At 72.6% G+C, this 23,865-nt stretch carries 26 protein-coding genes; 12 read left to right on the top strand and 14 right to left on the bottom strand.

Going from position 1 to position 23,865, the window contains the following annotated elements; translation table 11 throughout:
- Positions 1 to 27 precede the first annotated feature (27 nt).
- The gene (locus IO20_RS0125635) at positions 28 to 1,371 is read right to left on the bottom strand and encodes a 6-phospho-beta-glucosidase (protein WP_030554073.1); all 1,344 of its coding nucleotides are present in this window, start codon (positions 1,369 to 1,371) and stop codon (positions 28 to 30) included.
- 113 nt (positions 1,372 to 1,484) lie between these two features.
- Here IO20_RS0125635 and IO20_RS0125630 point away from each other — a divergent pair, with 113 nt between their 5' ends.
- Positions 1,485 to 1,931 (top strand): YchJ family protein, encoded by a 447-nt coding sequence (locus IO20_RS0125630; RefSeq protein WP_030554072.1) that lies wholly within the window; start codon positions 1,485 to 1,487, stop codon positions 1,929 to 1,931.
- A 57-nt stretch (positions 1,932 to 1,988) separates the two neighbouring features.
- On the opposite strand, the gene IO20_RS0125625 is transcribed toward IO20_RS0125630, so the two are convergent.
- The 3 genes from IO20_RS0125625 to IO20_RS0125615 form a co-directional block, all read right to left on the bottom strand.
- Positions 1,989 to 4,082: an MDR family MFS transporter gene (locus tag IO20_RS0125625; RefSeq protein WP_030554071.1), complete on the bottom strand. Its 2,094-nt coding sequence runs from the start codon at positions 4,080 to 4,082 to the stop codon at positions 1,989 to 1,991.
- A 232-nt stretch (positions 4,083 to 4,314) separates the two neighbouring features.
- The gene (locus IO20_RS0125620) at positions 4,315 to 4,566 is read right to left on the bottom strand and encodes a hypothetical protein (RefSeq protein ID WP_037631047.1); all 252 of its coding nucleotides are present in this window, start codon (positions 4,564 to 4,566) and stop codon (positions 4,315 to 4,317) included.
- Positions 4,567 to 4,939: 373 nt separating this feature from the next.
- Positions 4,940 to 5,998, bottom strand: coding sequence for an ATP-dependent DNA ligase (locus IO20_RS0125615; RefSeq protein WP_030554070.1), 1,059 nt, complete (start codon positions 5,996 to 5,998; stop codon positions 4,940 to 4,942).
- 52 nt (positions 5,999 to 6,050) lie between these two features.
- Between IO20_RS0125615 and ligD the strand changes: the two genes are divergently transcribed.
- Positions 6,051 to 7,076 (top strand): non-homologous end-joining DNA ligase, encoded by a 1,026-nt coding sequence (ligD, locus tag IO20_RS0125610; protein ID WP_030554069.1) that lies wholly within the window; start codon positions 6,051 to 6,053, stop codon positions 7,074 to 7,076.
- A 21-nt stretch (positions 7,077 to 7,097) separates the two neighbouring features.
- Here ligD and IO20_RS0125605 read toward each other — a convergent pair whose 3' ends face one another.
- Positions 7,098 to 7,691, bottom strand: a complete 594-nt coding sequence (locus IO20_RS0125605; protein ID WP_030554068.1) for a hypothetical protein — start codon at positions 7,689 to 7,691, stop codon at positions 7,098 to 7,100.
- A gap of 121 nt (positions 7,692 to 7,812) precedes the next feature.
- Between IO20_RS0125605 and IO20_RS0125600 the strand changes: the two genes are divergently transcribed.
- Positions 7,813 to 8,697, top strand: a complete 885-nt coding sequence (locus IO20_RS0125600; protein WP_030554067.1) for an alpha/beta hydrolase — start codon at positions 7,813 to 7,815, stop codon at positions 8,695 to 8,697.
- Between the two features lie 45 nt (positions 8,698 to 8,742).
- On the opposite strand, the gene IO20_RS0125595 is transcribed toward IO20_RS0125600, so the two are convergent.
- Together IO20_RS0125595 and IO20_RS0125590 are read right to left on the bottom strand one after the other, a co-directional pair.
- On the bottom strand, positions 8,743 to 9,417 hold the full coding sequence (locus IO20_RS0125595; RefSeq protein WP_030554066.1) for a TetR/AcrR family transcriptional regulator: 675 nt from the start codon (positions 9,415 to 9,417) through the stop codon (positions 8,743 to 8,745).
- 41 nt (positions 9,418 to 9,458) lie between these two features.
- Positions 9,459 to 10,250 (bottom strand): IclR family transcriptional regulator, encoded by a 792-nt coding sequence (locus tag IO20_RS0125590; protein ID WP_030554065.1) that lies wholly within the window; start codon positions 10,248 to 10,250, stop codon positions 9,459 to 9,461.
- A gap of 257 nt (positions 10,251 to 10,507) precedes the next feature.
- Between IO20_RS0125590 and IO20_RS0125585 the strand changes: the two genes are divergently transcribed.
- The gene (locus IO20_RS0125585) at positions 10,508 to 10,789 is read left to right on the top strand and encodes a WhiB family transcriptional regulator (RefSeq protein ID WP_211270422.1); all 282 of its coding nucleotides are present in this window, start codon (positions 10,508 to 10,510) and stop codon (positions 10,787 to 10,789) included.
- Positions 10,790 to 10,819: 30 nt separating this feature from the next.
- Here IO20_RS0125585 and IO20_RS0125580 read toward each other — a convergent pair whose 3' ends face one another.
- The 3 genes from IO20_RS0125580 to IO20_RS0125570 form a co-directional block, all read right to left on the bottom strand.
- Positions 10,820 to 11,794: an acyl-ACP desaturase gene (locus tag IO20_RS0125580; protein WP_030554063.1), complete on the bottom strand. Its 975-nt coding sequence runs from the start codon at positions 11,792 to 11,794 to the stop codon at positions 10,820 to 10,822.
- A 206-nt stretch (positions 11,795 to 12,000) separates the two neighbouring features.
- On the bottom strand, positions 12,001 to 12,246 hold the full coding sequence (locus IO20_RS0125575) for a hypothetical protein (RefSeq protein ID WP_051874660.1): 246 nt from the start codon (positions 12,244 to 12,246) through the stop codon (positions 12,001 to 12,003).
- An 11-nt stretch (positions 12,247 to 12,257) separates the two neighbouring features.
- Complete coding sequence (locus tag IO20_RS0125570; protein WP_030554060.1) at positions 12,258 to 13,109, bottom strand: helix-turn-helix domain-containing protein; 852 nt, start codon at positions 13,107 to 13,109, stop codon at positions 12,258 to 12,260.
- A gap of 156 nt (positions 13,110 to 13,265) precedes the next feature.
- Here IO20_RS0125570 and IO20_RS0125565 point away from each other — a divergent pair, with 156 nt between their 5' ends.
- Entirely contained in the window at positions 13,266 to 13,739 is a 474-nt protein-coding gene (locus IO20_RS0125565; protein ID WP_245685044.1) for an ATP-binding protein, read from the top strand.
- Positions 13,740 to 13,769: 30 nt separating this feature from the next.
- On the opposite strand, the gene IO20_RS0125560 is transcribed toward IO20_RS0125565, so the two are convergent.
- Together IO20_RS0125560 and ssgD are read right to left on the bottom strand one after the other, a co-directional pair.
- A complete protein-coding gene (locus IO20_RS0125560) occupies positions 13,770 to 15,413 on the bottom strand; it encodes an ABC-F family ATP-binding cassette domain-containing protein (protein ID WP_030554057.1) in 1,644 nt (547 codons plus the stop codon).
- 287 nt (positions 15,414 to 15,700) lie between these two features.
- Positions 15,701 to 16,117, bottom strand: coding sequence for a spore wall synthesis regulator SsgD (gene ssgD, locus IO20_RS0125555; RefSeq protein WP_030221549.1), 417 nt, complete (start codon positions 16,115 to 16,117; stop codon positions 15,701 to 15,703).
- Positions 16,118 to 16,405: 288 nt separating this feature from the next.
- Here ssgD and IO20_RS0125550 point away from each other — a divergent pair, with 288 nt between their 5' ends.
- Complete coding sequence (locus IO20_RS0125550; protein ID WP_037636245.1) at positions 16,406 to 17,602, top strand: beta propeller repeat protein; 1,197 nt, start codon at positions 16,406 to 16,408, stop codon at positions 17,600 to 17,602.
- Between the two features lie 21 nt (positions 17,603 to 17,623).
- Here IO20_RS0125550 and IO20_RS0125545 read toward each other — a convergent pair whose 3' ends face one another.
- A complete protein-coding gene (locus IO20_RS0125545) occupies positions 17,624 to 17,923 on the bottom strand; it encodes a YciI family protein (RefSeq protein ID WP_030554054.1) in 300 nt (99 codons plus the stop codon).
- 140 nt (positions 17,924 to 18,063) lie between these two features.
- Here IO20_RS0125545 and IO20_RS0125540 point away from each other — a divergent pair, with 140 nt between their 5' ends.
- From IO20_RS0125540 to IO20_RS0125525, 4 genes are all read left to right on the top strand, one after another.
- On the top strand, positions 18,064 to 18,759 hold the full coding sequence (locus IO20_RS0125540) for an endonuclease V (protein WP_030554052.1): 696 nt from the start codon (positions 18,064 to 18,066) through the stop codon (positions 18,757 to 18,759).
- A 31-nt stretch (positions 18,760 to 18,790) separates the two neighbouring features.
- A complete protein-coding gene (locus IO20_RS0125535) occupies positions 18,791 to 19,312 on the top strand; it encodes a zinc-binding dehydrogenase (protein WP_245685043.1) in 522 nt (173 codons plus the stop codon).
- Between the two features lie 122 nt (positions 19,313 to 19,434).
- Complete coding sequence (mmpA, locus tag IO20_RS42045) at positions 19,435 to 19,569, top strand: morphogenic membrane protein MmpA (protein ID WP_281181676.1); 135 nt, start codon at positions 19,435 to 19,437, stop codon at positions 19,567 to 19,569.
- Entirely contained in the window at positions 19,566 to 19,952 is a 387-nt protein-coding gene (locus tag IO20_RS0125525; RefSeq protein WP_030554048.1) for a VOC family protein, read from the top strand. Before mmpA ends, IO20_RS0125525 begins: the two co-directional genes overlap by 4 nt.
- A gap of 42 nt (positions 19,953 to 19,994) precedes the next feature.
- Here IO20_RS0125525 and IO20_RS0125520 read toward each other — a convergent pair whose 3' ends face one another.
- Complete coding sequence (locus IO20_RS0125520; RefSeq protein ID WP_030554046.1) at positions 19,995 to 21,314, bottom strand: saccharopine dehydrogenase family protein; 1,320 nt, start codon at positions 21,312 to 21,314, stop codon at positions 19,995 to 19,997.
- 205 nt (positions 21,315 to 21,519) lie between these two features.
- Between IO20_RS0125520 and IO20_RS0125515 the strand changes: the two genes are divergently transcribed.
- On the top strand, positions 21,520 to 22,680 hold the full coding sequence (locus tag IO20_RS0125515) for a CaiB/BaiF CoA transferase family protein (protein WP_030554044.1): 1,161 nt from the start codon (positions 21,520 to 21,522) through the stop codon (positions 22,678 to 22,680).
- The gene (locus tag IO20_RS0125510) at positions 22,677 to 23,819 is read left to right on the top strand and encodes an acyl-CoA dehydrogenase family protein (protein ID WP_030554043.1); all 1,143 of its coding nucleotides are present in this window, start codon (positions 22,677 to 22,679) and stop codon (positions 23,817 to 23,819) included. The genes IO20_RS0125515 and IO20_RS0125510 overlap by 4 nt, the downstream gene beginning before the upstream one ends.
- Positions 23,820 to 23,865 lie beyond the last annotated feature (46 nt).

Genomic DNA, 23,865 nt, shown 5'->3' with positions numbered 1-23,865 from the left:
TCGTCGGCCGTACAGGCGGCTGTCGGCTCAGGGTCGTAGGTACGCCAGACCCGGGTGCTCCGCCGTGTAGCCGTCGACGAGCCGGCGGGCCACCGCCACCGAGTCGACCAGCGGGTGCAGCGCGAAGGCCTTCACGGCCGTCGTCCGCGAGCCGCTCTCCGCCGCCGCGAGGACCTCACGCTCCACCGCCTTCACCCCCGTCACCAGGCCGACGGCGTGATACGGCAGCGGGGAGACCGAGACCGGATGGGCGCCGTTCGCGTCCACGAGGCACGGCACCTCGATCACCGCGTCGGCGTCGAGCGCGGCGAGCGTCGTGCCGTTGCGCACGTTCAGGATGAGGGTCGCCCGCTCGTCCCGCGCGATGGCCCGCATCAGGGCGAGCGCCACCTTCTCGTAGCCGCCCGACTCCAGGTCCTCCTCGTCGCGCTCTCCGGTCCCGGCGGCCTCCCGGTTGGCCGCCATGTAGGTGGCCTCCCGGTCGGCGAGCGTGCGGTGCCAGGCGTCCAGGGCGGGGGTGTCCGGCTTCGCCATCTCGGCGTAGAAGCCCGCCTGCTGGTCGCGGAGATAGGCGCCGCGGGTCCGCTCCGCGGTCCGGTAGGCGTGCACGGCCTCCCGGTTGAAGTAGTAGTAGTGCAGGTACTCGTTGGGGATCGCGCCGAGGGAGCGCAGCCACTCGGAGCCGAAGAGCCTGCCCTCCTCGAAGGAGCCGAGCGCCTCCTCGTCGGCGAGGAGGCGCGGCAGCTCGTCACGGCCACCGACCCGCAACCCCCGCAGCCAGCCCAGGTGGTTGAGGCCCACGTAGTCGATCCAGGCCTCGTCCGGGTCGGCGCCCAGGACGCGGGCGACCCGGCGGCCGAGCCCGACGGGGGAGTCGCAGATGCCGACGACCCGGTCGCCGAGGATCCGCGACATCGCCTCCGTGACCAGGCCCGCCGGGTTGGTGAAGTTGATGACCCAGGCGTCCGGGGCGAGTTCTGCGATCCGGCGGGCGACGCGCACCGCGACCGGAACGGTCCGCAGCCCGTAGGCGATGCCGCCCGCGCCCACCGTCTCCTGTCCGAGTACGCCCTCGGCGAGCGCGATCCGTTCGTCGGCCGCTCTGCCTTCCAGCCCGCCGACCCGGATCGCGGAGAACACGAAGTCGGCGCCGCGCAGCGCCTCGTCGAGGTCCGTGGTCGCCGTCACCCCGGGCGCGTCCGGCACTCCGTGGCCCTGCTCGGCGAGGACCCTGGCGATGGCCGAGACCCGCCCTTCGTCGAGGTCGTACAGGGTGACGTGGGTGACCCGCCCCTCGGCGTGGTCGCCGAGGAGGGCCCCGTACACCAGCGGCACCCGGAACCCGCCGCCTCCGAGAATCGTCAGTTTCATGCTCGTACGCTACTCGGACGGACCCTCTGAGCAGCGGGATTCCCGACCGGCGTCCACGGGGGCGTCCACATGCCGGGCGCCGTCGCGCGTTCCCCGTGGGGGACAATGGCGGCATGTCCCGACGCAAGACCCGCCCCCGTACGACCGCCGCCGCGGCCCCGGCCGTGACCGCGACCTCGCCCTGCCCGTGCGGCCTCGACGCCCCGTACGGCGCGTGCTGCGGGCGGTTCCACGCGGGCACGGGCGGTACGGCGCCCACGGCCGAGCTGCTCATGCGCTCCCGCTACAGCGCCTTCGTCGTCCGCGACGAGGCCTACCTGCTGCGCACCTGGGCGCCGGCGACGCGTCCCGACGAGGTCGACTTCGATCCGGGTATCCGCTGGACCGGCCTGGACATCGTGGAGACCACCGAGGGCACCGCCTTCCACCAGCGCGGCACGGTCACCTTCACCGCGCGCTACGTCCACGCCGGCGAGCCCGGAGAGCAGAGCGAGCGGAGCCGCTTCTCCCGCCATGAGGGTGCTTGGGTGTACGTGGACGGGGACGTGGCGCGGTCATGATGAACCGCTGATCGGCTGCTCAGCGCGCCCCTCACCCCCGAGCGGGCCCCGCCCCGCTCAGCGGGCCCCCGCCGGGGCCGTCTGCCGGCCGGCCGGGAAGCCGCCCGCGAGGTCCTCGGCGACGATCTTCTTCGCGATGGCGTCCGTCGCCACCCGCAGTGCGGGCTCGCTGGGCCTGCCGCCCTCCTGCTCGATCCGGTCGGCGAGCCACGCGCCCCACGCGTGCGTGATGAGGTCCGCCTCGCGCTTGCCGGCGGGCGTGTGGGAGAGCAGGTTGCCGTCCCGGGTGAGGAACCCCTCGTCGACCATCCGGTCGAAGGCCGGGAGCAGCACCTCGGGCGGGATGCGCCGGCCCGCCGAGATCAGGCCGAGGCTCGCATGGCCGACCGCCCGGGTGAAGAGCTCGACCTGCATCACCGCCCAGGCGCCGGCGGTGTCGAGCCGGGTGTCGGACGCGGCGATGATCCGCCGGACGGTGTCGAGGTCGGTCTGGTGCAGGATCCGCCCGACGGCCAGTTCGAGGAGCTTCGCCGAGTCGCCCGCGGTGGTGGGGGAGCCGAAGCCCTCGCCCATGTCGGGGGCCGCGGCGCGCGCCGAGTCGCGGAGCTTCACCTGCTTGAGGAAGAGCGCGACGACGAAGCCGATGGCGGCGACCGGCACGGTCCAGAGGAAGACGGTGTGGAGGGTGTCGGCGTAGGCGTTGACGATCGGCTCCGCGACGGCGTCCGGCAGTCCGTGCACTCCGGCCGGGCTCTGCGCGGCCTCCGCGAGTCCGGTCGGGTCCACGCCGAGGCTCCCGGCGACGACCGTGGCCTCGCCGACCCCGGCGGTCAGGTTCGGGGTGAGCGAGTTGACGTAGATCGTGCCGAAGACGGCGGTGCCGAAGGAGCTGCCGAGGGTGCGGAAGAAGGTGACGCCGGAGGTGGCGGTGCCGAGGTCGGCGTAGTCGACGGTGTTCTGCACGGCGATGGTGAGGACCTGCATGCACAGCCCGATGCCGACGCCGAGCACGAACATGTAGAGCGACGAGAGCCAGGTGCTGGTCCCCGGCCCCATCAGCGACAGCAGATAGAGGCCGAGCCCCATGACCAGGCAGCCGACGATCGGGAAGATCCGGTAGTGGCCCGTCTTGCTGACCACGTTGCCGCTGAAGATGGAGGCGATGAGCAGGCCGACGACCATGGGGAGGGTGCGGATGCCGGAGACGGTGGCCGAGTCCCCGTCGACGTACTGGAGGTAGGTCGGCAGGAAGGTCATCGCGCCGAGCATGGCGAAGCCGACGACGAAGCTCAGCACGGAGCAGACGGTGAAGACGGGATTCCCGAACAGCCGCATGGGCAGCATGGGTTCCGCGGCCCGGGTCTCCACCCAGCAGAACAGGGCGAGGGAGATCAGACCGCCGGCGAAGAGGCCGATGATGACCCCGGACGTCCACGCGTACTCGTTGCCGCCCCAACTCGTGGCCAGGATCAGGGCGCTGGCACCGGCGGCGACGAGCGCGATGCCCGTGTAGTCGATGACGGGCCGGCTCGCCGAGCGTACGGAGGGGATCGTGCGGGCGGCGGCGATGACGACCAGGATCGCGATGGGTACGTTGACGTAGAAGGCCCAGCGCCAGCTGGCGTGGTCGGTGAACAGGCCTCCGAGCAGCGGGCCGATGACGGTGGAGACGCCGAACACGGCCCCGATCGCGCCCTGGTACTTGCCGCGTTCGCGCAGCGGGATCACGTCGGCGATCAGCGCCATCGAGGTGACCATCAGACCGCCGGCGCCGATGCCCTGGAGGCCGCGCCAGACGATCAGCAGCGTCATGTTGGTGGCGAGTCCGCAGAGGAACGAGCCGGTGATGAAGATGACCGCCGAGATCTGGAAGATGACCTTGCGGCCGAAGAGGTCGCCGAACTTGCCGACGAGAACGGTCGCGACGGTCTCGGCCAGCAGGTAGGCGGTGACCACCCACGACATGTGGGCTGCGCCGCCGAGGTCCGAGACGATCGTGGGCAGGGCGGTGCCGACGATCGTCTGGTCGAGGGCGGCGAGGAGGACGCCCAGCATGATCGTGCCGAAGACGATGTTGCGTCGGCGGCGGTCGAGCACGGGCGGCTCGGTGGCGGCCGGGGGCGCGGGCGCTGCGTCGCTGATCGTGGTCACTCTGGCAGCGTCACACCGGCCCCGCGCGGCTGCATGCGGGGGACGGCCGAACGGGCGGGCCGGTCGCGGGTGACGTGTGCGGGCCGGTCGGGAGTGACGTGTGCGGGCCGGTCGGGAGTGACGTGTGCGGGCCGGTCGGGGGTGACTTGCGCGGGCCGGTCAGGGGTGACGTGTGCGGGCCGGTCGGGCTTGACACGGGCGGACCGGTCAGGGACCGACGGGAAACGCGGCGTCAGGGGGTGACGGGCAGCTTCGGGTGGTGCTTGGCGAGGACCTTGTTGGCGCGTGCGAGCGCGGCGAGGGCATGCTCGCGGTCCGCCCGGTCCTCCGCGCACAGCGGCCCCCGGAACCGGTAGACCTCGCGCGCCGCGCAGTCCGCGTCGACCTCGGCCTGGAGGACGTGCAGCGGCAGGCACGAACCGATCAGCGCGGCCACACGGTCGGGGATCGGGACGGGAACGAGGCGCGAGGGTGAGGTGATCACGGTTCAGTCCTAGCGGGTCGGGGAAGGGTACGGAAGGGTCTGCTCTCCATACGTACCGGATGGCCGTACGGGTTCCGGTACGGCCGTGTCGCGACGGAGCAACGACGCGGGGGCGCAGCGGCGCGGCGCGCGGGAACCACGGCGGGGGAGTGGGTGAGGACCCTGGGCGGTCGCGGTCACGTTCTCGCAGGTACGAGGGCGGATGGCCCTCACGGGATTGCGCACCGTCCCTGCGTATCGCTCACGCGTGCGGTGAACGCATGCCCGATACGGGGCTGTTGGATGCGCGTCGACCCTTGTGGAATGTGAAGCATCTCACTCCCCGGACCGGGGCCTTCCGGCGCGCCCGTGCCAGCCCGAGGCGAGGGGAGGTCTAGGCCAGGACCTCCGACAGGTCGTACGAGACGGGCTCGTCCAGCTGCCCGTACCCGCAGGACTCCGGCGTCCGGTCCGGACGCCACCGCTTGAACTGCGCCGTGTGCCGGAAGCGGTCGCCCTCCATGTGGTCGTACCCGACCTCGCAGACCCGCTCGGGCCGCAGCGCCACCCACGACAGGTCCTTCTTCCCCGACCAGCGGCTCGGCGCGCCCGGCAGTCGCGCTCCCTCGTGTGCGGCCTCCTCCGCCCACGCCGCCCACGGATGCCCGTCGGGCGGATCCATCCGGAGCGGCTCCAGCTCCTCGACCAGCTCGGCGCGCCGCTGGGCGGTGAAGGCCGCGCAGACGCCGACGTGCTGGAGGACGCCCCTGTCGTCGTGCAGGCCGAGCAGCAGCGAACCGACCACGGGGCCGCTCTTGTGGAAGCGGTAGCCGGCCACCACCACATCGGCCGTCCGCTCGTGCTTGATCTTGTACATCAGGCGGGCGTCCGGCCGGTACGGCAGGTCGAGGGGCTTGGCGATCACCCCGTCGAGGCCCGCGCCCTCGTACTGCTCGAACCAGTGGGCGGCCAGCTCGGCGTCCCGGGTCGCCGGTGCCAGATGGACCGGCGCGTCGACGCCGGCGAGCATCCGCTCCAGCGCCTCCCGGCGTTCGCCGAGGGGAGTGTCGAGCAGCGAGGCGTCGCCGAGGGCGAGCAGGTCGAAGGCGATGAACAGGGCCGGGGTGGTCTCGGCCAGCATGCGGACCCGGGAGTCCGCGGGATGGATCCGCTCGCTGAGCCGGTCGAAGTCGAGCCGCCCGTCGTGCGCGATGACGATCTCCCCGTCGACCACGCACCGCTCGGGCAACCGGGCCGCGAGCGCCTCGACCAGTTCGGGGAAGTAGCGGGTGAGGGGCTTGCCGGTACGGCTGCCGATCACGAGCTCGGGCCCGTCCCGGTGCACGATCGCCCGGAAGCCGTCCCACTTGGCCTCGTACTGCATCCCGGGCGGGATCCGTTTCACGGACTTGGCGAGCATCGGTTTCACGGGCGGCATCACCGGAAGATCCATGAGCCGATTGTCCGGTATGCGGGAGTTGTCGGCGAGCCCTAGGCTGACCGGCATGGCAGGCAAGGCGGCAGCGGTGGAACTGGAAGTCGGCGACCGGACCGTACGCGTGTCCAATCCGGACAAGGTGTACTTCCCCGAACCGGGCTACACCAAGCTCGACATGGTCAGCTACTACCTCGCCGTCGGCGACGGCATCACCCGCGCCCTGCGCGACCGCCCCACCACGCTTGAGCGCTATCCGGACGGGGTGACCGGCGAGTCCTTCTTCCAGAAGCGCGCCCCGAAGTACCTGCCCGACTGGATCCCGACCGCGCACATCACCTTCCCCAGCGGCCGGTCGGCCGACGAGATGTGCCCCACGGAACCGGCGGCCGTGCTCTGGGCGGCCAACCTCGGCGCCGTCACGTTCCACCCGTGGCCGGTACGGCGGGACGACACCGACCACCCCGACGAACTGCGCATCGACCTCGACCCGCAGCCCGGCACGGACTACGCCGACGCCGTCCGTGCCGCCCACGAGCTGCGCTCGGTGCTGGACGAGCACGGACTGCGCGGCTGGCCGAAGACCTCCGGCGGGCGCGGGCTCCACGTCTTCGTGCCGATCCTGCCCCAGTGGACCTTCACGCAGGTCAGGCGCGCCGCCATCGCCTGTGGTCGGGAGCTGGAGCGGCGGATGCCGGAGCGGGTCACCATCAAGTGGTGGAAGGAGGAGCGCGGCGAGCGGATCTTCGTCGACTACAACCAGACCGCCCGGGACCGGACGATCGCCTCCGCCTACTCCGTACGCCCGCGCCCCCATGCCCCCGTCTCGGCGCCGCTGCGGTGGGAGGAGGTCGACGACGCCGTGCCGCGGGACTTCGACATCAAGAAGATGCCGGCCCGGTACGCCGAGGTCGGCGACGTCCACGCCGACATGGACGACGAGCGGTTCAGCCTGGAGTCCCTGCTCGAACTGGCCCGTAGGGACGAGGCGGAGCACGGTCTCGGGGACCTGCCCTATCCGCCGGAGTACCCGAAGATGCCGGGCGAGCCGAAGCGCGTCCAGCCGAGCCGGGCGAAGAAGGAGGAGACCGGCTGAACGGCCGTTCCGGCGTCTCGGTCAGTCCTCGACGGAGGACGGAGGGCGGGTCCAGAGCGTGAGGTCGCTGCTGGTCGCGACCGCCAGGGTGAGGCCGGTCGGGGAGAAGCCGGCGGCGCGCAGTTCCGAGTACTCGGAGTGGAAGACGTGCCACCAGGTGCCTCCCGCCGCCCCTCTGTTCGCTCCGCCGTCGGCGGAGAGGATGACGCGGTCGTGGGGCCAGTCGGGGCTGACGACGTCCACCGTCCAGCCGTCCGGTGTGGTGCGGTGCAGACCGCCGCCGAAGAGGCCGGCGATGCGGATCCCCGTGCCCGCGACGGGGCCGAGACCGGGGCAGGTGAGGTCCGGGTGTGCGTCGGGGGTGCTGGTGGCGGGGTCGGGGTCCCGGTCGCGTGCGATCTTCTCGCCGGTGATCGCGTCGAAGAGGCCGTGTCCGTCGTGGGAGACGACCATGACGAGGTCGTGTCCGGTGTCCGGATGGACCGCGAAGCCGATGCCGAGCAGGCCCCCGACGGGGGTCCCGCGGTCCAGGACCGGCTGCCAGGGTGCCGGGGCGGCCATGACGGGGGCGGCGAGGTGGTGAGCGCGCAGGCGCTGCTGGTACTCCGTGATCAAACCTGCCTCCTCGGTGCGTGACGGGGCCAGCCTAGGGGTCGGCCCTCTCCCTTCCCTCCTGAAACAACACGAACGATCGTGCTAGCATTTTTCCACGTCAGGACGATCGAGGAGATCCGGCATGTACCCCATGGCTCCGCTCATCCGCACCGCCCTCAACGCCACCGCCCGCGTCGCCCCCGGACCCGCCGGGCGCTGGGCCTTCCATCTCTTCGTCCGCCCGCTCGGCCGGGCGCGGGTCAGGCCGGAGGAGCGGAAGCTCCTCGACGCGGCGCGCACCGGGCACCTTCGGATCCGGGGCAAGGGCGTCGTCACCTACGCCTGGGGCGACGGCCGTCGGCCCGTACTCCTCGTCCACGGCTGGTCCTCGCGCGCCTCACGTCTCACCGCCTTCGCCGAGGCGCTCCTCGCACGCGGCTACAGCCCCATCGCCTTCGACGCCCCCGGCCACGGAGACTCCTCGGGGAAGGCCAGCAACATCGTCGAATACCGGGAGATCATCCGGGAGTTGCACGCCCGGCACGGTGACTTCGACGCGGTCGTCGCCCACTCCTTCGGCGTCCTCGCCGGCCTCTTCGCCCTTCGGGACGGCGTCCGTACCGCACGCTTCGTCGGCCTCGGCGGAGTCGGCTCCTTCGAGCTGCTGCTCGCGGGCTTCCGGGAGGGTCTCGGCCTCGACGAGCGGGTCATCCGGTGCATGCGCGACCACGTGGAGCGGCGGATCGCTCCGGACGAACCCGGGATCTGGGGCCGCTTCGGTGCCGACCGGGACCCAGGCGAACTCGGCGCGCCCCTCCTGCTGTTCCACGACGAGGGCGACGACATGGTGCCCTCCGCCCAGTCGCGACGGCTCGCACGGGCCCACGGGGACCGGGCCCGCCTCGTCGTCACCCAGGGGCTCGGCCACCGCCGCATCCTGTCGGATCCGGCGGTCGTGGCCGAGGCGGTGGAGTTCCTGACGGCTCCGGCGGAGGAGCCGTCAGGGGAGCGAATGGCGGCCGGCTGAGCGGGCAAGGGGGCCGTCGGCCGGGCGAGCGGGCCGGCGAGGTGCCTAGGGAGCGTCCTCGCCCAGGCCCGCCAGGCCCCGGTCCGTGGCCGAGGCCCGCAGGCGGGAGACGACGCCCCGCTCGGCGCGGGCGTAGGGCGCGGTGTCGCCGAGCAGGACGGACTGCGCGTTCGCCGCCTCCATCAGCGCGATCACCTCGAACGCGAGCTGCTCCACGTCCATGTCCTCGACGAAGTCGCCCACCGCCCGGGCCTCCGTCATGGCCTGTTCCATGTAGGCGGTCCAGTCGAGGCGGGTCCGGGCGACGGCGTCGTGGACCGGGCCCGTACGGGCGTCGAACTCGGCCGAGACCGCGTAGAAGAAGCAGCCGCCCGCGAAGACCCGGTCCGAGGAGTACGTGAGCCAGTTCCGGCACAGTGCGCGCACCCGCCGGGCGCCCGGCGGTACGTCCTCGAGAGGGGTGACGACGCTCTCGGCGAAGACGGCGACGGCGGCCCTGATGGTGGCGAGCTGAAGCTCTTCCTTGGATCCGAAGAGGGCGAAGACGCCGCTCTTGCTCAGCCGCAGCTCGGTCGCGATCCGTCCCAGGGACAGACCTTCGAGCCCCTCGATCGAGGCGATGTCCATCGTCCGGCCGAGCACGAGACGCCGGGTCTGGTTCCCGCGCTCGACCCGCCCGTCGGTCTTGGTCCCGGTGCCGCTTCCGGTGCTGCCGTTCATGCGCCCATGGTACTGACCGCACGACCGTACGGAAATCTTCGCTACCCGGCCTGGCCCCCGGGCGCGCGCCGTTCCCCCGGGGCGAGCAGCAACACCTCCAGGGCGCGGGCGCAGGACCGCGCCTGCGCCAGGAACCAGTCGAGCCGCGCGTCGGTGAGGAGCTCCGGGGCCGCGCGGACCGCGAGCGCGAACCGTGTGTGCCCGGACCGCTCCAGGACGGGTACGGCCAGGGTCCGCACTCCCAGGCCCGGCTCTCCTTCGTCGAGCGCGTACCCCGCCTCCCGTACGCGCGCCAGCTCGGCGGCCGGAGCGGAGGGCTCGGCGAAGGCCCGCTCGGTGACCGCGTGCGGCGGCGGGGCGTGCGGGCCGCCCTCATCGGCCCGGGGCCACGCGAGCAGGACCTTTCCGAGCGCCGTGGAGTGCAGGGGGCGGCGCAGCCCCACCTTCGGCGTCACCGGCCCGCCCGCCACGACCACCGCGTGCGGTCCACTGCGCAGCGCGAGCTCGGCGGTCGCTCCGGTCCGTTCGGCCAGATCGGACAGCTCCGGCGCGGCCAGGTGGAGCCCCCGCTGGTGGTACGAGAGCCGGCCCAGCTCCGTCATCGCCGGACCGAGCCGGTAGCGGGCGGTCCTGGTGTCCTGCTCCAGGAAGCCCGCGCCGAGCAGGGTCCGGGCGAGGCGGTGTGCCGTGGAGGTGGAGAGCCCGAGGCGCCGTGCGAGGTCGGAGGCGCTCAGGTCGGGCCCGTTGTCGTGGAAACAGTGCAGTACGTCCAGTGCGCGGCGGACCGCCTGGGCGCCCGCCGGGGGTCGGACGATGCCGGCCTCGGTCGTCATAGGGTTCGCTCCCCGTGGGTGATCGGGTTCCCACGTTCCCACGTGACGGGACTCGAATCAGCGGTCCCGCGAGGTCGGAAACAGTCCGTTCACAAGCGGTCCCACGGGATGGGAGGCGGGAGTCGGGCGAGGCCGACAGCCGGATCGTGCGTCGGGTATCCGCCATTGATCGAACGTTGATGGCGCGTTTACGGCAGTGCGGCAGCGTGTCGGTCATGCGGATGGACATGCAGAGGAACATGCGGATGGGCACGCGGATGAACACGCGGACGAGCCTGCGGACGGATGCCGACGTGCTGACCGCCCCCGGCCCCGCTCCTGACCTCTCCTGGCGCGAGGACGCGCTGTGCGCCCAGGCGGGACCGGAGTTCTTCTTTCCGGCGCCCGGGTCGTCGACGCGTGAGGCGAAGCAGCTCTGCGGGGCGTGCGAGGGGCGCGTGGCGTGCCTGGAGTACGCGCTGCGTCACGACGAGAGGTTCGGGGTGTGGGGCGGCCTCTCCGAGAAGGAGCGTGTGCGGCTCAAGCGGCAGAGCCGCTGACCCGCCGGGTCCGCCCACCCGGCCGGTGACTCAGCCGGCCGCGCGCGCGGCCATCCGCGCCTTGCGGGCCGCGAGCTTCTCGTCGAACTTGCTCGCCTCGGAGTCCAGGCCGTTCATGTACAGGCCGAGCTCCTCCTGGGCGCGCAGGCCGTCCGGGCCGAGGCCCTCGATCTGGAGGACCTTGAGGAAGCGCAGGACGGGCTGGAGGACGTCGTCGTGGTGGATGCGCATGTTGTAGATCTCGCCGATCGCCATCTGCGCCGCCGCCCGCTCGAAGCCGGGCATGCCGTGGCCGGGCATCCGGAAGTTGACCACGACGTCCCGCACGGCCTGCATGGTCAGGTCGGGAGCGAGCTCGAAGGCCGCGCCCAGCAGGTTGCGGTAGAAGACCATGTGCAGGTTCTCGTCGGTGGCGATGCGGGCGAGCATCCGGTCGCAGACCGGGTCGCCGGACTGGTGGCCGGTGTTGCGGTGCGAGATGCGGGTCGCGAGCTCCTGGAAGGCGACGTACGCCACCGAGTGCAGCATCGAGTGCCGGTTGTCGGACTCGAAGCCCTCGCTCATGTGCGACATCCGGAACTGCTCCAGCTTGTCCGGGTCGACGGCGCGGGAGGCCAGCAGGTAGTCGCGCATGACGATGCCGTGGCGCCCCTCCTCGGCGGTCCAGCGGTGCACCCAGGTGCCCCAGGCGCCGTCGCGGCCGAAGAGGCTGGCGATCTCGTGGTGGTAGCTCGGGAGGTTGTCCTCGGTGAGCAGGTTGACGACGAGGGCGATCTTGCCGATGTCGGTCACCTTGGACTGGGACGGGTCCCAGGCCTCGCCGTCCTCGAAGAAGCCGGGGAAGTTCCGGGCGTCGGACCACGGCACGTACTCGTGCGGCATCCAGTCCTTGGTGACCTTGAGGTGCCGGTTGAGTTCCTGCTCCACGACCTCTTCGAGCGCGTAGAGCAGGCGCGCGTCGGTCCACTCCGCCGAGCTGCCGAGGTGGGGAGAGGTGAGCGTCACGGGAACTCCTGGGGACGGAGAGAAGGGCATACGGGATTACCTACGGATTCGTAGGTTACGAGACCGTAGGTTAAGGCTCCGTAAGGCGACGGCCAAGCCCGTCGTGGCGATGTCCGGTTACGTTCCGTTATGTGTGCTGCTCCGGCGGGGGACCGGAGATGCAGGTCACGTCCCGCCCGCTCGGCCCGGGCCGCCCGCCCGACTACTCAGAGCAGATGGTCGGCCTCGCCCGCCTTCACCGCGGAGATCAGGGCGCGGAGCGCCTCCACCGAGTCGCTGACGTACACCCCGGGGGCGAGCGTCGAGCCGATGTAGGCGCGCCCGGCGTCGTCGAGGCCGAACCGGAAGCAGTTGGCGCCCTCGCTGCAGAAGGCCTCGCTCCAGTCGATCTCGACGGTGGGGGCGGTCGGGGCGACGGCGGTGCCGGTGCCGGTGCCGGTGGTGACGTTCATGTGGGGGTCCCTCACAGATCCTCGGCGATGGTGCGGACGAACGCGCGTGACTCGTCCACGGGCAGGGCCAGCCCGCGCAGTCGGTCCAGAAGCCCCCGGTAGCGGCGCAGTTGCATGTCGGCGTCGAGGAGCAGGGAGCCGTGGGAGGAGTCGAGCTGCACGGTGTCGAGCTGCGCCACGGGCGCGGCCACATAGGTGAACGACTGGCCCGCCCCGGGGAAACCCCCGGCGGCGAAGGGTATGACCCGCACGGACACGGTGTCGCGTTCGGAGCGGGCCAGGATGTGTTCCAGTTGCGCCCGTGCGACCTTCGGTCCGCCGAACTGCATGCGGAGCGCCGCCTCGTGGATCACGGCCTCGTATCCGATGGGCCGGTCGCGCTCCAGGACCTCCTGGCGGCGCAGGCGCAGGGCGAGCCGGGCCTCCAGATCGGGGTCGGGCAGTGGGGGGACGGCGGTGTCGAAGACGGCCCGCGCGTGGTCCTCGGTCTGCAGGAGTCCGGGGATGTGGGTGGTGACCGCCGTGTGCAACGCGGAGGCGTGGTACTCGAGTTCGGCGATGTCGATGAGTGCGGGCGGCAGGAGTCCGCGGTGCTCCTCCCACCAGCCCCGGTCCCGCTCGTGGGCCATGCCGGCGAGCAGGTCGACGAGGCCGGTGTCCGGGCAGCCGTAGTTGAACGCCAGGGTGCGGACGCGTTCGGCGCTGATCCCGAAGCGGCCCGACTCGATGTGGGGGATGCGGGTGCGGTCGACGCCCAGGAGGGCGGCGGCCTGCTGGGCCGACATCCCCGACTGTTCGCGCAGTTTGCGCAGTTCGCTCCCTAGCCGCTGCTGGCGCGCGGTCGGGCTGCTCCTGGGTGGCACGCTTCGTCTCTCCTTCGTCCCGTGACGTCGATATGGCCGGAATGGCACGAGTACCGGCAAGTAGTAGCACTGTGCTCCGCGCGTGCGCTACGGTCGGTAGCGCAAGTCTCACACGGCGCTACCGGTCGTGTGGAGCTACCCCCCTGCACAGGAAATGTGAGCAACCCGATGAAGGGCGCCCTGCGTTGCCTCCCGACCGCCGTCGCGGCCGGGCCCATACCCCCCGCCACGGAGAACCTCAGTTACTCGATGCTCCTTCCCGGAGGCGCCTACTGTGCCGGACTCGCCCGCCAGGCGGTCGAGTCGCTCCTGACCCGGCACGGGCTCTCCGAGCTCTGCGAGACCGCCACCCTCGCCGCCTCCGAACTGGTCTCCGCCGCCTACCGGTTCACCCCCGACCGGGAGATGATCCTGCGCGTCCGCTGGCAGTACGAGGCACTCCGGATCGTGCTCTACGACCAGCATCCGGCCCACACCTCACCCGCCGCGGCCGAGGAATGCCGCGACCGCCGCAGCCGCAGCATGTGGCTGCTGGCCGCGGCGGTCGACGGGCACGGCGGGGACTGGGGACTCGCCCCCGTCCTCACCCCGGGCGGCGGCACCAAATCCTGGGCGTTACTGCATCGCTAGGCGGAGCCCAGCGGTGTCCGGCGGCGCGCCCTAGCGCGAACTCGCCGTCGTCCCGCGTACCTCCTCCGCGGTCGTCGGCCGCAGCTCGCCGTCGAGCAGCAGCCAGCGGGTGATCCCCAGCGACTCCAGGAACGTCACGTCGTGGCTCGCCACGATCAGCGCCCCCTCGTACGCGTCGAGGGCCGCCGTCAGCTTCCGTACCGACGCCATGTCCAGGTTGTTCGTCGGCTCGTCCAGCATCAGCAGCTGCGGAGCCGGCTCCGCGAGGAGCAGCGCCGCCAGCGTCGCCCGGAACCGCTCCCCGCCCGACAGGGTTCCCACGGGCTGATCGGCCCGCGCCCCCCGGAACAGGAATCGTGCCAGTCGCGCCCTGATCGCGTTCGCCGTCGCGGCGGGCGCGAACCGGGCGACGTTCTCCACCACGCTCAGCCCGTCGTCAAGGACGTCGAGCCGCTGCGGCAGGAAGCGCAACGGCACCCGTGCCTCCGCCTCGCCCGACAGCGGCGGTAGCTCCCCGGCGATCGTCCGCAGCAGCGTCGTCTTCCCGGCGCCGTTCCGGCCGACCAGCGCGATCCGCTCCGGGCCGCGCAGCTCGAACCCGCCGGCCACCCGGGCCCCGTACCGCAGCTCCAGATCCCGCAGGAACAGCACCTCGCGACCCGGCGGCACCGAGGTGCGCGGCAGTTCGACGCGGATCTCGTCGTCGTCCCGCACCGCCTCCACGGCCGCGTCGAGCCGCTCCCTGGCCTCGGAAAGACGCTCCGCGTGCAGGGCGCGATGCTTGCCGGCGGCGACCTGGGCGTTGCTCCTGAGCCCGTTCGCCACGATCTTCGGGACGACCTTGTTCTCGAAGCTCTTCTGCGCGTACCGCTTCCGGCGCGCCAACTTCACCTGCGCGTCGCCGAGTTCCCGCTTCTGCCGCTGGACGTCCGCCTCGGCGACCCGCACCATCCGCTCGGCCGCCTCCTGTTCGGCCGCGAGCGCCTCCTCGTAGTCGGACCAGGCGCCGCCGTACCAGGTGACGGAGCCGTCCCGCAGATCGGCGATCTGGTCGACGCGCTCCAGGAGTTCACGGTCGTGGCTCACCACGACCAGGACGCCGGACCAGTTCTCCACCGCCTCGTACAGACGGGCGCGGGCCTGCCGGTCCAGGTTGTTGGTCGGCTCGTCCAGCAGCAGGACGTCGGGTCGGGCGAGCAGCAGTGCGGCGAGCCTCAGCAGCACGGACTCACCGCCCGAGACCTCGCCGACGGTCCGGTCGAGACCCACGCCGCCGAGGCCGAGCTGGTCGAGGGTGGCGCGGGCCCGCTCCTCCACGTCCCAGTCGTCGGCCAGGGCGGTGAAGTGCTCCTCCGCCGGGTCTCCCGCCTCGATGGCGTGCAGTGCGGCACGCTTCGCGGCGATCCCGAGGATCTCGTCCACCCGCCGGGAGGTGTCCAGGACCAGGTTCTGCGGGAGGTAGCCGAGTTCGCCCGTGACCCGGACGGTGCCGGAGGCAGGGGTGAGCTCGCCCGCGATCAGCTTGAGGAGCGTGGATTTGCCGGAGCCGTTGAGCCCGACGAGACCGGTGCGGCCGGGGCCGACCGTGAGCCGGAAGTCGTCGAGGACCTCGGTGCCGTCAGGCCACGAGAAGGAGAGGGACGTGCAGGTGATGAAGGTGGGGTGATGCGCCATAGGGGCCTCCCGGTCGCGCGAGCGTGAAATGGAGCAACGCGTGAGACACCGGGGCGCGGGCAGTCGAGAGAACGGCTCGTACGCCGAGGTCGAGAACGGCACACGCGGCTCAGGGGCACGCGCGGCTCGGTGTCTCGCAACCTCAGACGAGCAACGTCCTTCTCCGATCAGGTGACGACAAGGTCAGTGACGACGGTACGACGGGGGCTCGCGCAGCGGCAAACGATTTACCGGGCGAGCGGCCTCACCGGGCGACCCGTCGGGGGAGGGGGCGCGGGGCACACGGGTCACGGACGGTCGCGCAGCAGCTTCGCCAGGTCCTGGTCCCAGTCCAGGTACTGGTGCTCGCGCCCCTCGGGCACCAGGTGCTGCGAGCGCTCCAGGAAGCGGCGCAGCTCCGAGGTCCGGACGTGGACCATGGCCACCCCCTCGGGGGCGTGGAACTCGACCACCGTGCGGTCGTATCCGTACGGGCGCAGACGGACGTCCCCGACGCCGGCCGGGCGTTCGACGCCCTGGACGAGCAGCTCGCGCGCGAACGCCCAGGAGACCTCGACGCCCTCCAGGGTCGCGGGCGGCGGGAAGGCCATGCTCACGGCGTACGGATCCTCGCGGTCGTACCGCAGGGTGGCGGGGACGGTCTCCATCCGAGGAGCGGATGCGACCAGACGGGCCTGGACGGCTTGCTCGATGACGGCGGACAAGACCGGCTCCTCTCACGCGGGTTTCGGATCCTGTGCGTCTCCCCGACACCAGGGCCCCTGACACCTCGCAAGACGAGCAAGACGGCCGGAACGTGCACTCGGGACCCACGTGAGCTACGTCACCGAACCTGACGGACGGCGTGTCCCGGCAAGGTCGGCGCAGGTCAGCGTGGTTGGGGGGCGTCGTCCTCGGGTTCGGCGCACGGCCCGGAGCGGTCGCGGTACGGCTGGTGCCGAGGGGGACGCACCCTGGACGGGGAGCGGCCCGGGGGACTAGCTTCCGGCGCCATGACGTCCATGGGGAAGACGAGACGAATGATGTCGGTGGGACTGGTCGGGGCGGCGTTGGCGCTGACCCTGGCCGCTCCGGCGCGGGCCGGGGAGACCCCCACGGCCACGCCCGACCGGCAGCCGGCACCGACGGACACGGCGGCGACCACGAGCCGTCACGACGGAGGGACCGACACGACGGCGACCACGACCCTTCGCGAGGGAGAGTCCGAAGGGGCTGGAATCGGCTGGCAGTTGACCCCGACCGGCACCGACGCCCGCTTCCGGGGTCTCGCCGCGGTCGACCGACGCACCGCCTGGGCCGCCGGCTCCCGGGGCACGGTGCTGCGCACCACCGACGGCGGCGCGAGCTGGCGAGACGTCTCGCCGCCCGGCGCGGCCGAGCTGGAGTTCCGTGACGTGGAGGCCTTCGACGCCCGCCGGGCCGTCGGCCTCGCCATCGGAGAGGGCGAGGCCTCGCGCGTACTGCGCACCGAGGACGGCGGAGCCACCTGGACCGAGTCCTTCCGCAACACCGACCCGCGCGCCTTCTACGACTGCATGACGTTCTTCGACCGCCGGCACGGACTCGCCATGAGCGACCCGGTCGACGGGAAGTACCGCATCCTCTCCACCCGCGACGGCGGCCGTTCCTGGCAGGTGCTGCCGAGCGCCGGGATGCCGGACGCCCTCCCCGGGGAGGCGGGCTTCGCGGCGAGCGGCCAGTGCCTGGTCTCGGCCGGTCCCCGTGACGTGTGGCTGGCGACGGGCGGCGGGGCCACCGCGCGCGTGCTCCACTCCGGAGACCGCGGGCTGACCTGGACCGCCACCGTCACGCCCGTCCCCGCGGGGGACCCGGCGCGCGGAGTCTTCGGGCTCGCCTTCCGCGACCGGGCGCACGGCCTCGCCGTCGGCGGCGACTACCGCAAGGACCAGCCGTCCCCGCAGGCCGCGGCGGTCACCGGCGACGGCGGTCGCGGCTGGAGCGCCTCGGCCACGCCCCCGCCCGCGTACCGCTCGGGCGTCGCCTGGCTCCCGCACAGCAGGAGCGCGGCACTCGCCGTCGGGCCGACCGGCACGGACCTCACCACCGACGGCGGCGGCACCTGGCGCACGGTCGACACCGGCTCGTACGACACGGTGGACTGCACCCTCGACGGCTCCTGCTGGGCCTCGGGAGAGAAGGGCCGGATCGCCGTGGCAACGCGCCGGTAGTGCCCGTGCCCGGGTCACGGACTAGGAGGGCAACTGCTCCCGGTAGGTGGCGAGTTCCGCGGCCGTCTTGGTCGCGTGGAACTCCGTGATCCGGTACGCGCACACGCCCTCGACGCTGAACGGGTCGGCCGCCGCGATCCTCTCGATCTCCGCGCGGTCGACCCCGGCGGCCAGGATCACCCCGCCGTCGCGCGGGTTCTTCCGCCCCGAGGCGATGAACACACCGGCGGCGTACTGCGCGTCGAGCCACTCGACGTGGGCGCCGAGCAGGGCGTCGGCCCGCTCGACGGGCGCGGTGTAGGTCAATTCCAGTACGAACATGATCGCCAGGCTACCCGGTGCCCCCGCCCCGGGCCGGGGCGTTCCGACCCCTGGGACCGCCGCGCTCCCCCCTCGGTCCCCGATTTCCGCGACGCGGGGCTGGGAGCCCGTCCACGGGCGACCGTAGGGTGGCCCGCATCATGACGATCATCGAGATTCCGGCGGGCTGGCCCGTCGACGAGACCGCAGCCCGGGCCGTTCAGCAGGAGCTGCGCGGGCGTCTCGTACGCGACGAGGAGGGGCCCGAGGCGGGCGAAGGACACGTCACGGGGCTCGACGTGGCCTACGACGACGAGCGCGATCTCGTCGCGGCGGCGGCCGTCGTCCTCGACGCGCGGACCCTGCGGGTGGTGCAGGAGGCCACGGCGGTCGGCCGGGTCTCCTTCCCGTACGTCCCCGGGCTCCTCGCCTTCCGTGAGATCCCGACGGTCCTCGCCGCGCTCGACCGCCTGACCGTCGACCCCGGCCTCCTCGTCTGCGACGGCTACGGCCTCGCCCACCCCCGCCGCTTCGGGCTCGCCAGCCACCTCGGGGTGCTCACCGGCCGGCCCTCCATCGGCGTCGCGAAGAACCCCTTCACCTTCACGTACGAACAACCCGGCTCCGCGCGCGGCGACTTCGCCCCGCTCCTGGCCGGCGGCGAGGAGGTCGGGCGGGCGCTGCGCACCCGGGCCGGGGTGAAGCCGGTGTTCGTCTCCGTCGGTCACCGGGTCTCCCTCGCCAACGCCTGTGCCCACACCCTCCACCTCGCTCCGCGCTACCGCCTCCCCGAAACCACCCGCCACGCCGACTCGCTGTGCCGCCGCGCGCTGAACGAGGCACTGGGGGAGGAGTGAGCGTCGCGCGCGGGCGGTGCCGTGGCGGTCGGTGACCTGTGGCCCCTTTCGGCCTCAGTCCGCGAAGGACAAGCTGAGGGCCGCCCGCTCGGGCGCGCACGTCGTCGCCATCAGCCGTGACCCCGCGCAGGCGGAGGGGCTGCGAGCCCTGGGCGCCCACGAGGACCACCCCGACCCGGCCGCCGCCCGGCAGCCGGTGTCCGCCGTTCTCGACAACGTCGGCGGACAGTACCTCGTCGACGCCTTCGCCACCCTGTCGGCCGGCGGCACCCTCTACAGCGTGGGCCGCTCCTCCGAGGCCGACGTGGTGCTGCCGCCTGACGCTCTGCTGGGCGACGAAGGACGGCACGACCGGTCCATCCGCACCTTCTTCCTCTTCGGCGCCCCCACCACCGACTTCTCCACCGATCTGACCTGGCTGGCCGGAGAGATCGCCGCGGGCCGCCTCGATCCGGGCATCAGCTGGCGCGGCCCCTGGACTCGCCACTCCGAGGCGGTTGAGGCTCTCCTCGGTGGGCGCCTCCACGGCAAAGCCGTCCTCGATCTCGAGTAACCGGCCGGACCCGAGACCGTGACCACCTCCGTCGGCACCGCACGACACCGACGGAGGTCGAGGAACCAGCTGAGTATCTGTACGGATACCGGGCGGTGCTCCCGCTTGGAAAGGTGGGGTCCATGACAACACCCCTCTCCGCTTCGGTGCGTTCCCACGGGCGTGGCCTGAACCTGGTCCTCGCGGGGGCCGGGCTGCTCGCCCTGGGCTGGGTCTGCGCCATGTCCTACGTCCTCGTCGTCTGGAGTCTGACGTGATCGGGCGGCTGCGCTGCCTCGTCCTCGACTGCCCGGACGCCGAGCGACTCGCCCAGTTCTACCGGCAGTTGATCGGCGGAGAGGTGGAGAGCCCCGATCCCCGGTGGGCCGTCGGCGAGGGTTCCGCCGTGCTGCGCGGGGACGGCGGCCAGGCCCTCGCCTTCCAGGGCGTGGCCGACCACCGTCCGCCCGTCTGGGGCGCGCCCGAGCAGCAGTTCCATCTCGACGTGCGGGTCGACGACCTGGACGCCGCCCACGAGGCCGTCCTGGCGCTCGGAGCCGTACCCCTGGGCAGCGGAGGGGTCGACGACGGGGGAGGCGACCCGGCGTGGCGCGTCTACGCGGACCCGGCCGGGCACCCGTTCCGTCTCGTACGGCCCTGATCCGTCACGTCGCCGCCGGCCCGCCCCGCTCGCCGGACCCGCTCAGCCCCGGTGCGCCACCCTGAAGCGGATGCCCGCCGCCGTCAGCCGGGTCGTGAGCGCGTCGCCCATCGCCACCGCCGTCGTCACCTGCCCGGCCGTCTTCGGCAGCGGGTCGAACGCGAGACAGAGGGCCGACTCGGCGAGCATCTTGGCCGTCTCGTCGTACCCCGGGTCACCGCCCGAGACCTCGGTGAAGACCCGGCGTCCACCGCCTTCGCCGACGAAGCGCACCGAGAACCAGCTACGGGCGCGCCGCTCGGCGGACGGCCCCTGACCGGTCTGGTAACGCTCCATCAGCCATGCTCGCGCCGAAGGGAGTTGGGCCGCCGCCACGCTCGCGCCCACGGCCGCCGCGCCCCCGAGTGCCATCGGGAGCGTCTTCACGGAGGCGTAGTGCCGGTAGCGGAAGTCCGGACCGTACCGTTCGAGCGCCGCGGCCGAGCGCGCCACCACCTGCGGGTCGAGCGTCGGCAGCGGCAGCGCCCAGGTCCCGGTCTCCCGGCTGAACCTGGGCGCGCCCAGCGGTGCGCGGGCGCGCCGTCCCACCAACCTCGGTTCGTGCAGACGTCGTTCGTGCGCGGCCCGGAGGATCTCCCGGCCCCGGCCGAGCGCGGTGAGCGCGGAGGCGAAGGTGCCACCGGAGAAGGTCGCACCGGCCCGTACGAAGCCGTCCACCGTGAGCGGTACGCCCTCCGGGAGCTGCCGCACGGTGAAGTACACGCCCAGGTCGTGCGGGACGGAGTCGAAGCCGCAGGCGTGGACGATGCGGGCACCGGTCTCCCGGGCACGGGCGTCGTGCCGGACGTACGTCAGGTCGACGAACTCGGCCTCGCCGGTGAGGTCGACGCAGTCCGTGCCGGCCTCGGCGCACGCGGCGACGAGCCCGTCGCCGTACCAGACGTACGGGCCGACGGTGGTGGCCACCACCCTGGTGGACTCGGCGAGTTCGCGCAGCGATCCGGGGTCGGCGGCGTCGGCGACGACGAGCGGGAGCGTGGCACAGTGCGGCCAACGGGCGGCGAGGCGGTCGCGCAGGGCGCCGAGCCCGGCCGCGTCGCGGCCGGCGAGCGCCCAGCGGCACTCGGCGGGGGCGTGCTCGGCGAGGTACGCGGCGGTGAGTTCCCCGACGAAGCCGGTCGCCCCGAACAGGACCACGTCGTACGGCCTGCCGCTCCCGTCGCGACCTTCCCAGGCCCCGGCCCCGGCCCCTGTCCCGGCCCCCGGCCCGGTCTCGGCCCCGACCTCGCCCTCGGCCCCGGACTCGGGTCCCGTACCCGCGCCGCCGTCGCCTCCGCGCCCCATGCCCGCCCCTGTGTCCATCCAGCCCCTCGTTTCGGCCGTACCGCGCCGCCGCGCGCGGTTGTCGTCGTCGGCGGAGGATAGCGGGTCCCGGGCCGGCCCCGGCCCCCACCCCGGCCGCCGTAATTTCCAAGCGCTTGCTCGGCCGGGGGGCTTGTGCCGAGTGGAACACGTTCCTAGCATCTCCGGTGTTACATCATTGGTGTCACACACGCCTGGGGGCTCGATGAGCACGACGCACACCGCCGGGAACGGCCCGCTCACCGGGGTACGCGTGGTGGAACTCGCCGGCATCGGCCCCGGCCCGTTCGCCGCGATGCTCCTCGCCGATCTCGGCGCCGACGTCGTCCGCGTCGACCGCCCGGGCGGTCCCGGCCTCGGCATCGACCCGGCCCGCGACCTCACCAACCGCAACAAGCGCTCGGTCCTCGTCGACCTCAAGGCCGACGGCGGCCCGGCCACCGTCCTCGACCTGGTCGAGCGCGCCGACATCCTGATCGAGGGCTACCGGCCCGGCGTCGCCGAGCGCCTCGGCGTCGGCCCCGACCCCTGCCTCGCCCGCAATCCGCGCCTCGTCTACGGACGGATGACCGGCTGGGGCCAGGACGGTCCGCTCGCCGCGACCGCGGGACACGACATCGGCTACATCGCGATCACCGGCGCGCTCGGCATGATCGGCCCGGACCCGGACGGCCCGCCCACCGTCCCCGCCAATCTCGTCGGCGACTACGCGGGCGGCTCCCTCTACCTCGTCATCGGCGTCCTCGCCGCCCTCCAGCACGCCCGCGCGCACGGCGAGGGCCAGGTCGTGGACGCCGCCATCATCGACGGCACCGCGCACCTCACCACCATGATCCACGGCATGCTCGCGGCCGGCGGCTGGCAGGACCGGCGGGGCGTCAACCTCCTCGACGGCGGCTGCCCGTTCTACGGCGTCTACGAGACCTCCGACGGCGGCCACATGGCGGTCGGAGCCCTTGAGGAACAGTTCTACGCGGAGTTCGTCCGCCTCCTCGGTGTCGAGGAGGCCGCCCCAGCCCGCCGTGACCTCGCGCGCTGGCCGGAACTGCGCAAGGCCGTCGCGGACCGCTTCCTGAGCCGTACCCGCGAGGAATGGACCGCCGTCTTCGACGGCAGCGACGCCTGCGTCGCGCCCGTCCTCTCCCTGCGCGAGGCCCCGTCCCACCCGCACCTCGCCGCCCGCGGCACCTTCACCGAGCGGGACGGGATCGCCCAGCCCGCCCCCGCACCCCGCTTCTCCGCCACCCCCGGCACCCTGCGCACGGGCCCCGCCCTGCCCGGCGCCGACACCGCCGCCGTCGCCCGCGACTGGGCCGTACCCGCTCTAGCGGGCCGGCAGCAGAAGACCCAGGAGACCGAAGCATGAAGCGTCAGCTCTACACCGCCGACCACGAGGCCTTCCGGTCCACGGTCCGCACCTTCCTGGAGAAGGAGGTGCTGCCCCACTACGAGCAGTGGGAGAAGGACGGCATCGTCTCCCGCGAGGTCTGGCTCGCCGCCGGACGGCAGGGGCTGCTCGGCCTCGCCGTCGACGAGGAGTACGGGGGCGGGGGCAACCCCGACTTCCGTTACAGCGCCGTCCTCGCCGAGGAGTTCACCCGGGCCGGCGCCCCCGGGCTCGCCATCGGCCTGCACAACGACATCATCGGCCCGTACCTCACCTCGCTCGGCACCGAGGAGCAGAAGCGGCGCTGGCTGCCCGGCTTCTGCTCGGGCGAGACCGTCACCGCCATCGCCATGACCGAACCCGGCGCGGGCTCCGACCTCCAGGGCATCCGCACCACCGCCGAGGACCACGGCGACCACTGGATCCTCAACGGCTCCAAGACCTTCATCTCCAACGGCATCCTCGCCGACCTCGTGGTCGTCGTCGCCCGCACCACCCCCGAGGGCGGCGCGCACGGCCTCTCCCTCCTCGTCGTCGAGCGGGGCGCGGAGGGATTCGAGCGCGGCCGGAACCTGGACAAGATCGGCCAGAAGTCCCAGGACACCGCCGAGCTGTTCTTCAAGGACGTCCGCGTCCCCAAGGAGAACCTCCTCGGCGAACTCAACGGCGCCTTCGTCCACCTCATGACCAACCTCGCCCAGGAACGCCTGGCCATCGCCGTCGCCGGCATCGCGGGCGCCGAGCACCTCCTGGAGATCACCACCCGGTACGTCAAGGAGCGCGAGGCCTTCGGACGCCCGCTCGCCCGGCTCCAGCACATCCGCTTCGAGATCGCCGAGATGGCCACCGAGTGCGCCGTCACCCGGACCTTCGTCGACCGGTGCGTCACCGAGCACAACGACGGGGGGCTCGACGCCGTCCACGCCTCCATGGCCAAGTGGTGGGCGACCGAACTCCAGAAGCGGGTCGCCGACCGGTGCCTGCAACTGCACGGCGGATACGGCTACATGAGCGAATTCCCGGTCGCGCGTGCCTACACCGACGGCCGGATCCAGACCATCTACGGCGGTACCACCGAGATCATGAAGGAGATCATCGGCCGTTCCCTCCTCGGCTGACCTCCCGCCGCCCCACGAACACCACCCTCATCGCGAAAGGCTTTCC

The sequence above is a fragment of the Streptomyces exfoliatus genome (genome assembly GCF_000725545.1).
GTDB lineage: Bacteria > Actinomycetota > Actinomycetes > Streptomycetales > Streptomycetaceae > Streptomyces > Streptomyces exfoliatus.
This window is presented reverse-complemented; position numbering and strand designations above follow the sequence as displayed.

Coding starts and splice junctions, on each gene's coding strand:
- IO20_RS0125575 (WP_051874660.1), bottom strand. CDS start 12,246: ATGAACGTCACCACCGGCACCGGCACCGGCACCGCCGTCGCCCCGACC.
- ligD (WP_030554069.1), top strand. CDS start 6,051: ATGGCAGGCAAGGCGGCAGCGGTGGAACTGGAAGTCGGCGACCGGACC.
- IO20_RS0125540 (WP_030554052.1), top strand. CDS start 18,064: ATGACGATCATCGAGATTCCGGCGGGCTGGCCCGTCGACGAGACCGCA.
- mmpA (WP_281181676.1), top strand. CDS start 19,435: ATGACAACACCCCTCTCCGCTTCGGTGCGTTCCCACGGGCGTGGCCTG.
- IO20_RS0125585 (WP_211270422.1), top strand. CDS start 10,508: ATGAACACGCGGACGAGCCTGCGGACGGATGCCGACGTGCTGACCGCC.
- IO20_RS0125595 (WP_030554066.1), bottom strand. CDS start 9,417: ATGAACGGCAGCACCGGAAGCGGCACCGGGACCAAGACCGACGGGCGG.
- IO20_RS0125520 (WP_030554046.1), bottom strand. CDS start 21,314: ATGGACACAGGGGCGGGCATGGGGCGCGGAGGCGACGGCGGCGCGGGT.
- IO20_RS0125590 (WP_030554065.1), bottom strand. CDS start 10,250: ATGACGACCGAGGCCGGCATCGTCCGACCCCCGGCGGGCGCCCAGGCG.
- IO20_RS0125635 (WP_030554073.1), bottom strand. CDS start 1,371: ATGAAACTGACGATTCTCGGAGGCGGCGGGTTCCGGGTGCCGCTGGTG.
- IO20_RS0125545 (WP_030554054.1), bottom strand. CDS start 17,923: ATGTTCGTACTGGAATTGACCTACACCGCGCCCGTCGAGCGGGCCGAC.
- IO20_RS0125630 (WP_030554072.1), top strand. CDS start 1,485: ATGTCCCGACGCAAGACCCGCCCCCGTACGACCGCCGCCGCGGCCCCG.
- IO20_RS0125510 (WP_030554043.1), top strand. CDS start 22,677: ATGAAGCGTCAGCTCTACACCGCCGACCACGAGGCCTTCCGGTCCACG.
- IO20_RS0125600 (WP_030554067.1), top strand. CDS start 7,813: ATGTACCCCATGGCTCCGCTCATCCGCACCGCCCTCAACGCCACCGCC.
- IO20_RS0125615 (WP_030554070.1), bottom strand. CDS start 5,998: ATGGATCTTCCGGTGATGCCGCCCGTGAAACCGATGCTCGCCAAGTCC.
- IO20_RS0125515 (WP_030554044.1), top strand. CDS start 21,520: ATGAGCACGACGCACACCGCCGGGAACGGCCCGCTCACCGGGGTACGC.
- IO20_RS0125550 (WP_037636245.1), top strand. CDS start 16,406: ATGACGTCCATGGGGAAGACGAGACGAATGATGTCGGTGGGACTGGTC.
- IO20_RS0125560 (WP_030554057.1), bottom strand. CDS start 15,413: ATGGCGCATCACCCCACCTTCATCACCTGCACGTCCCTCTCCTTCTCG.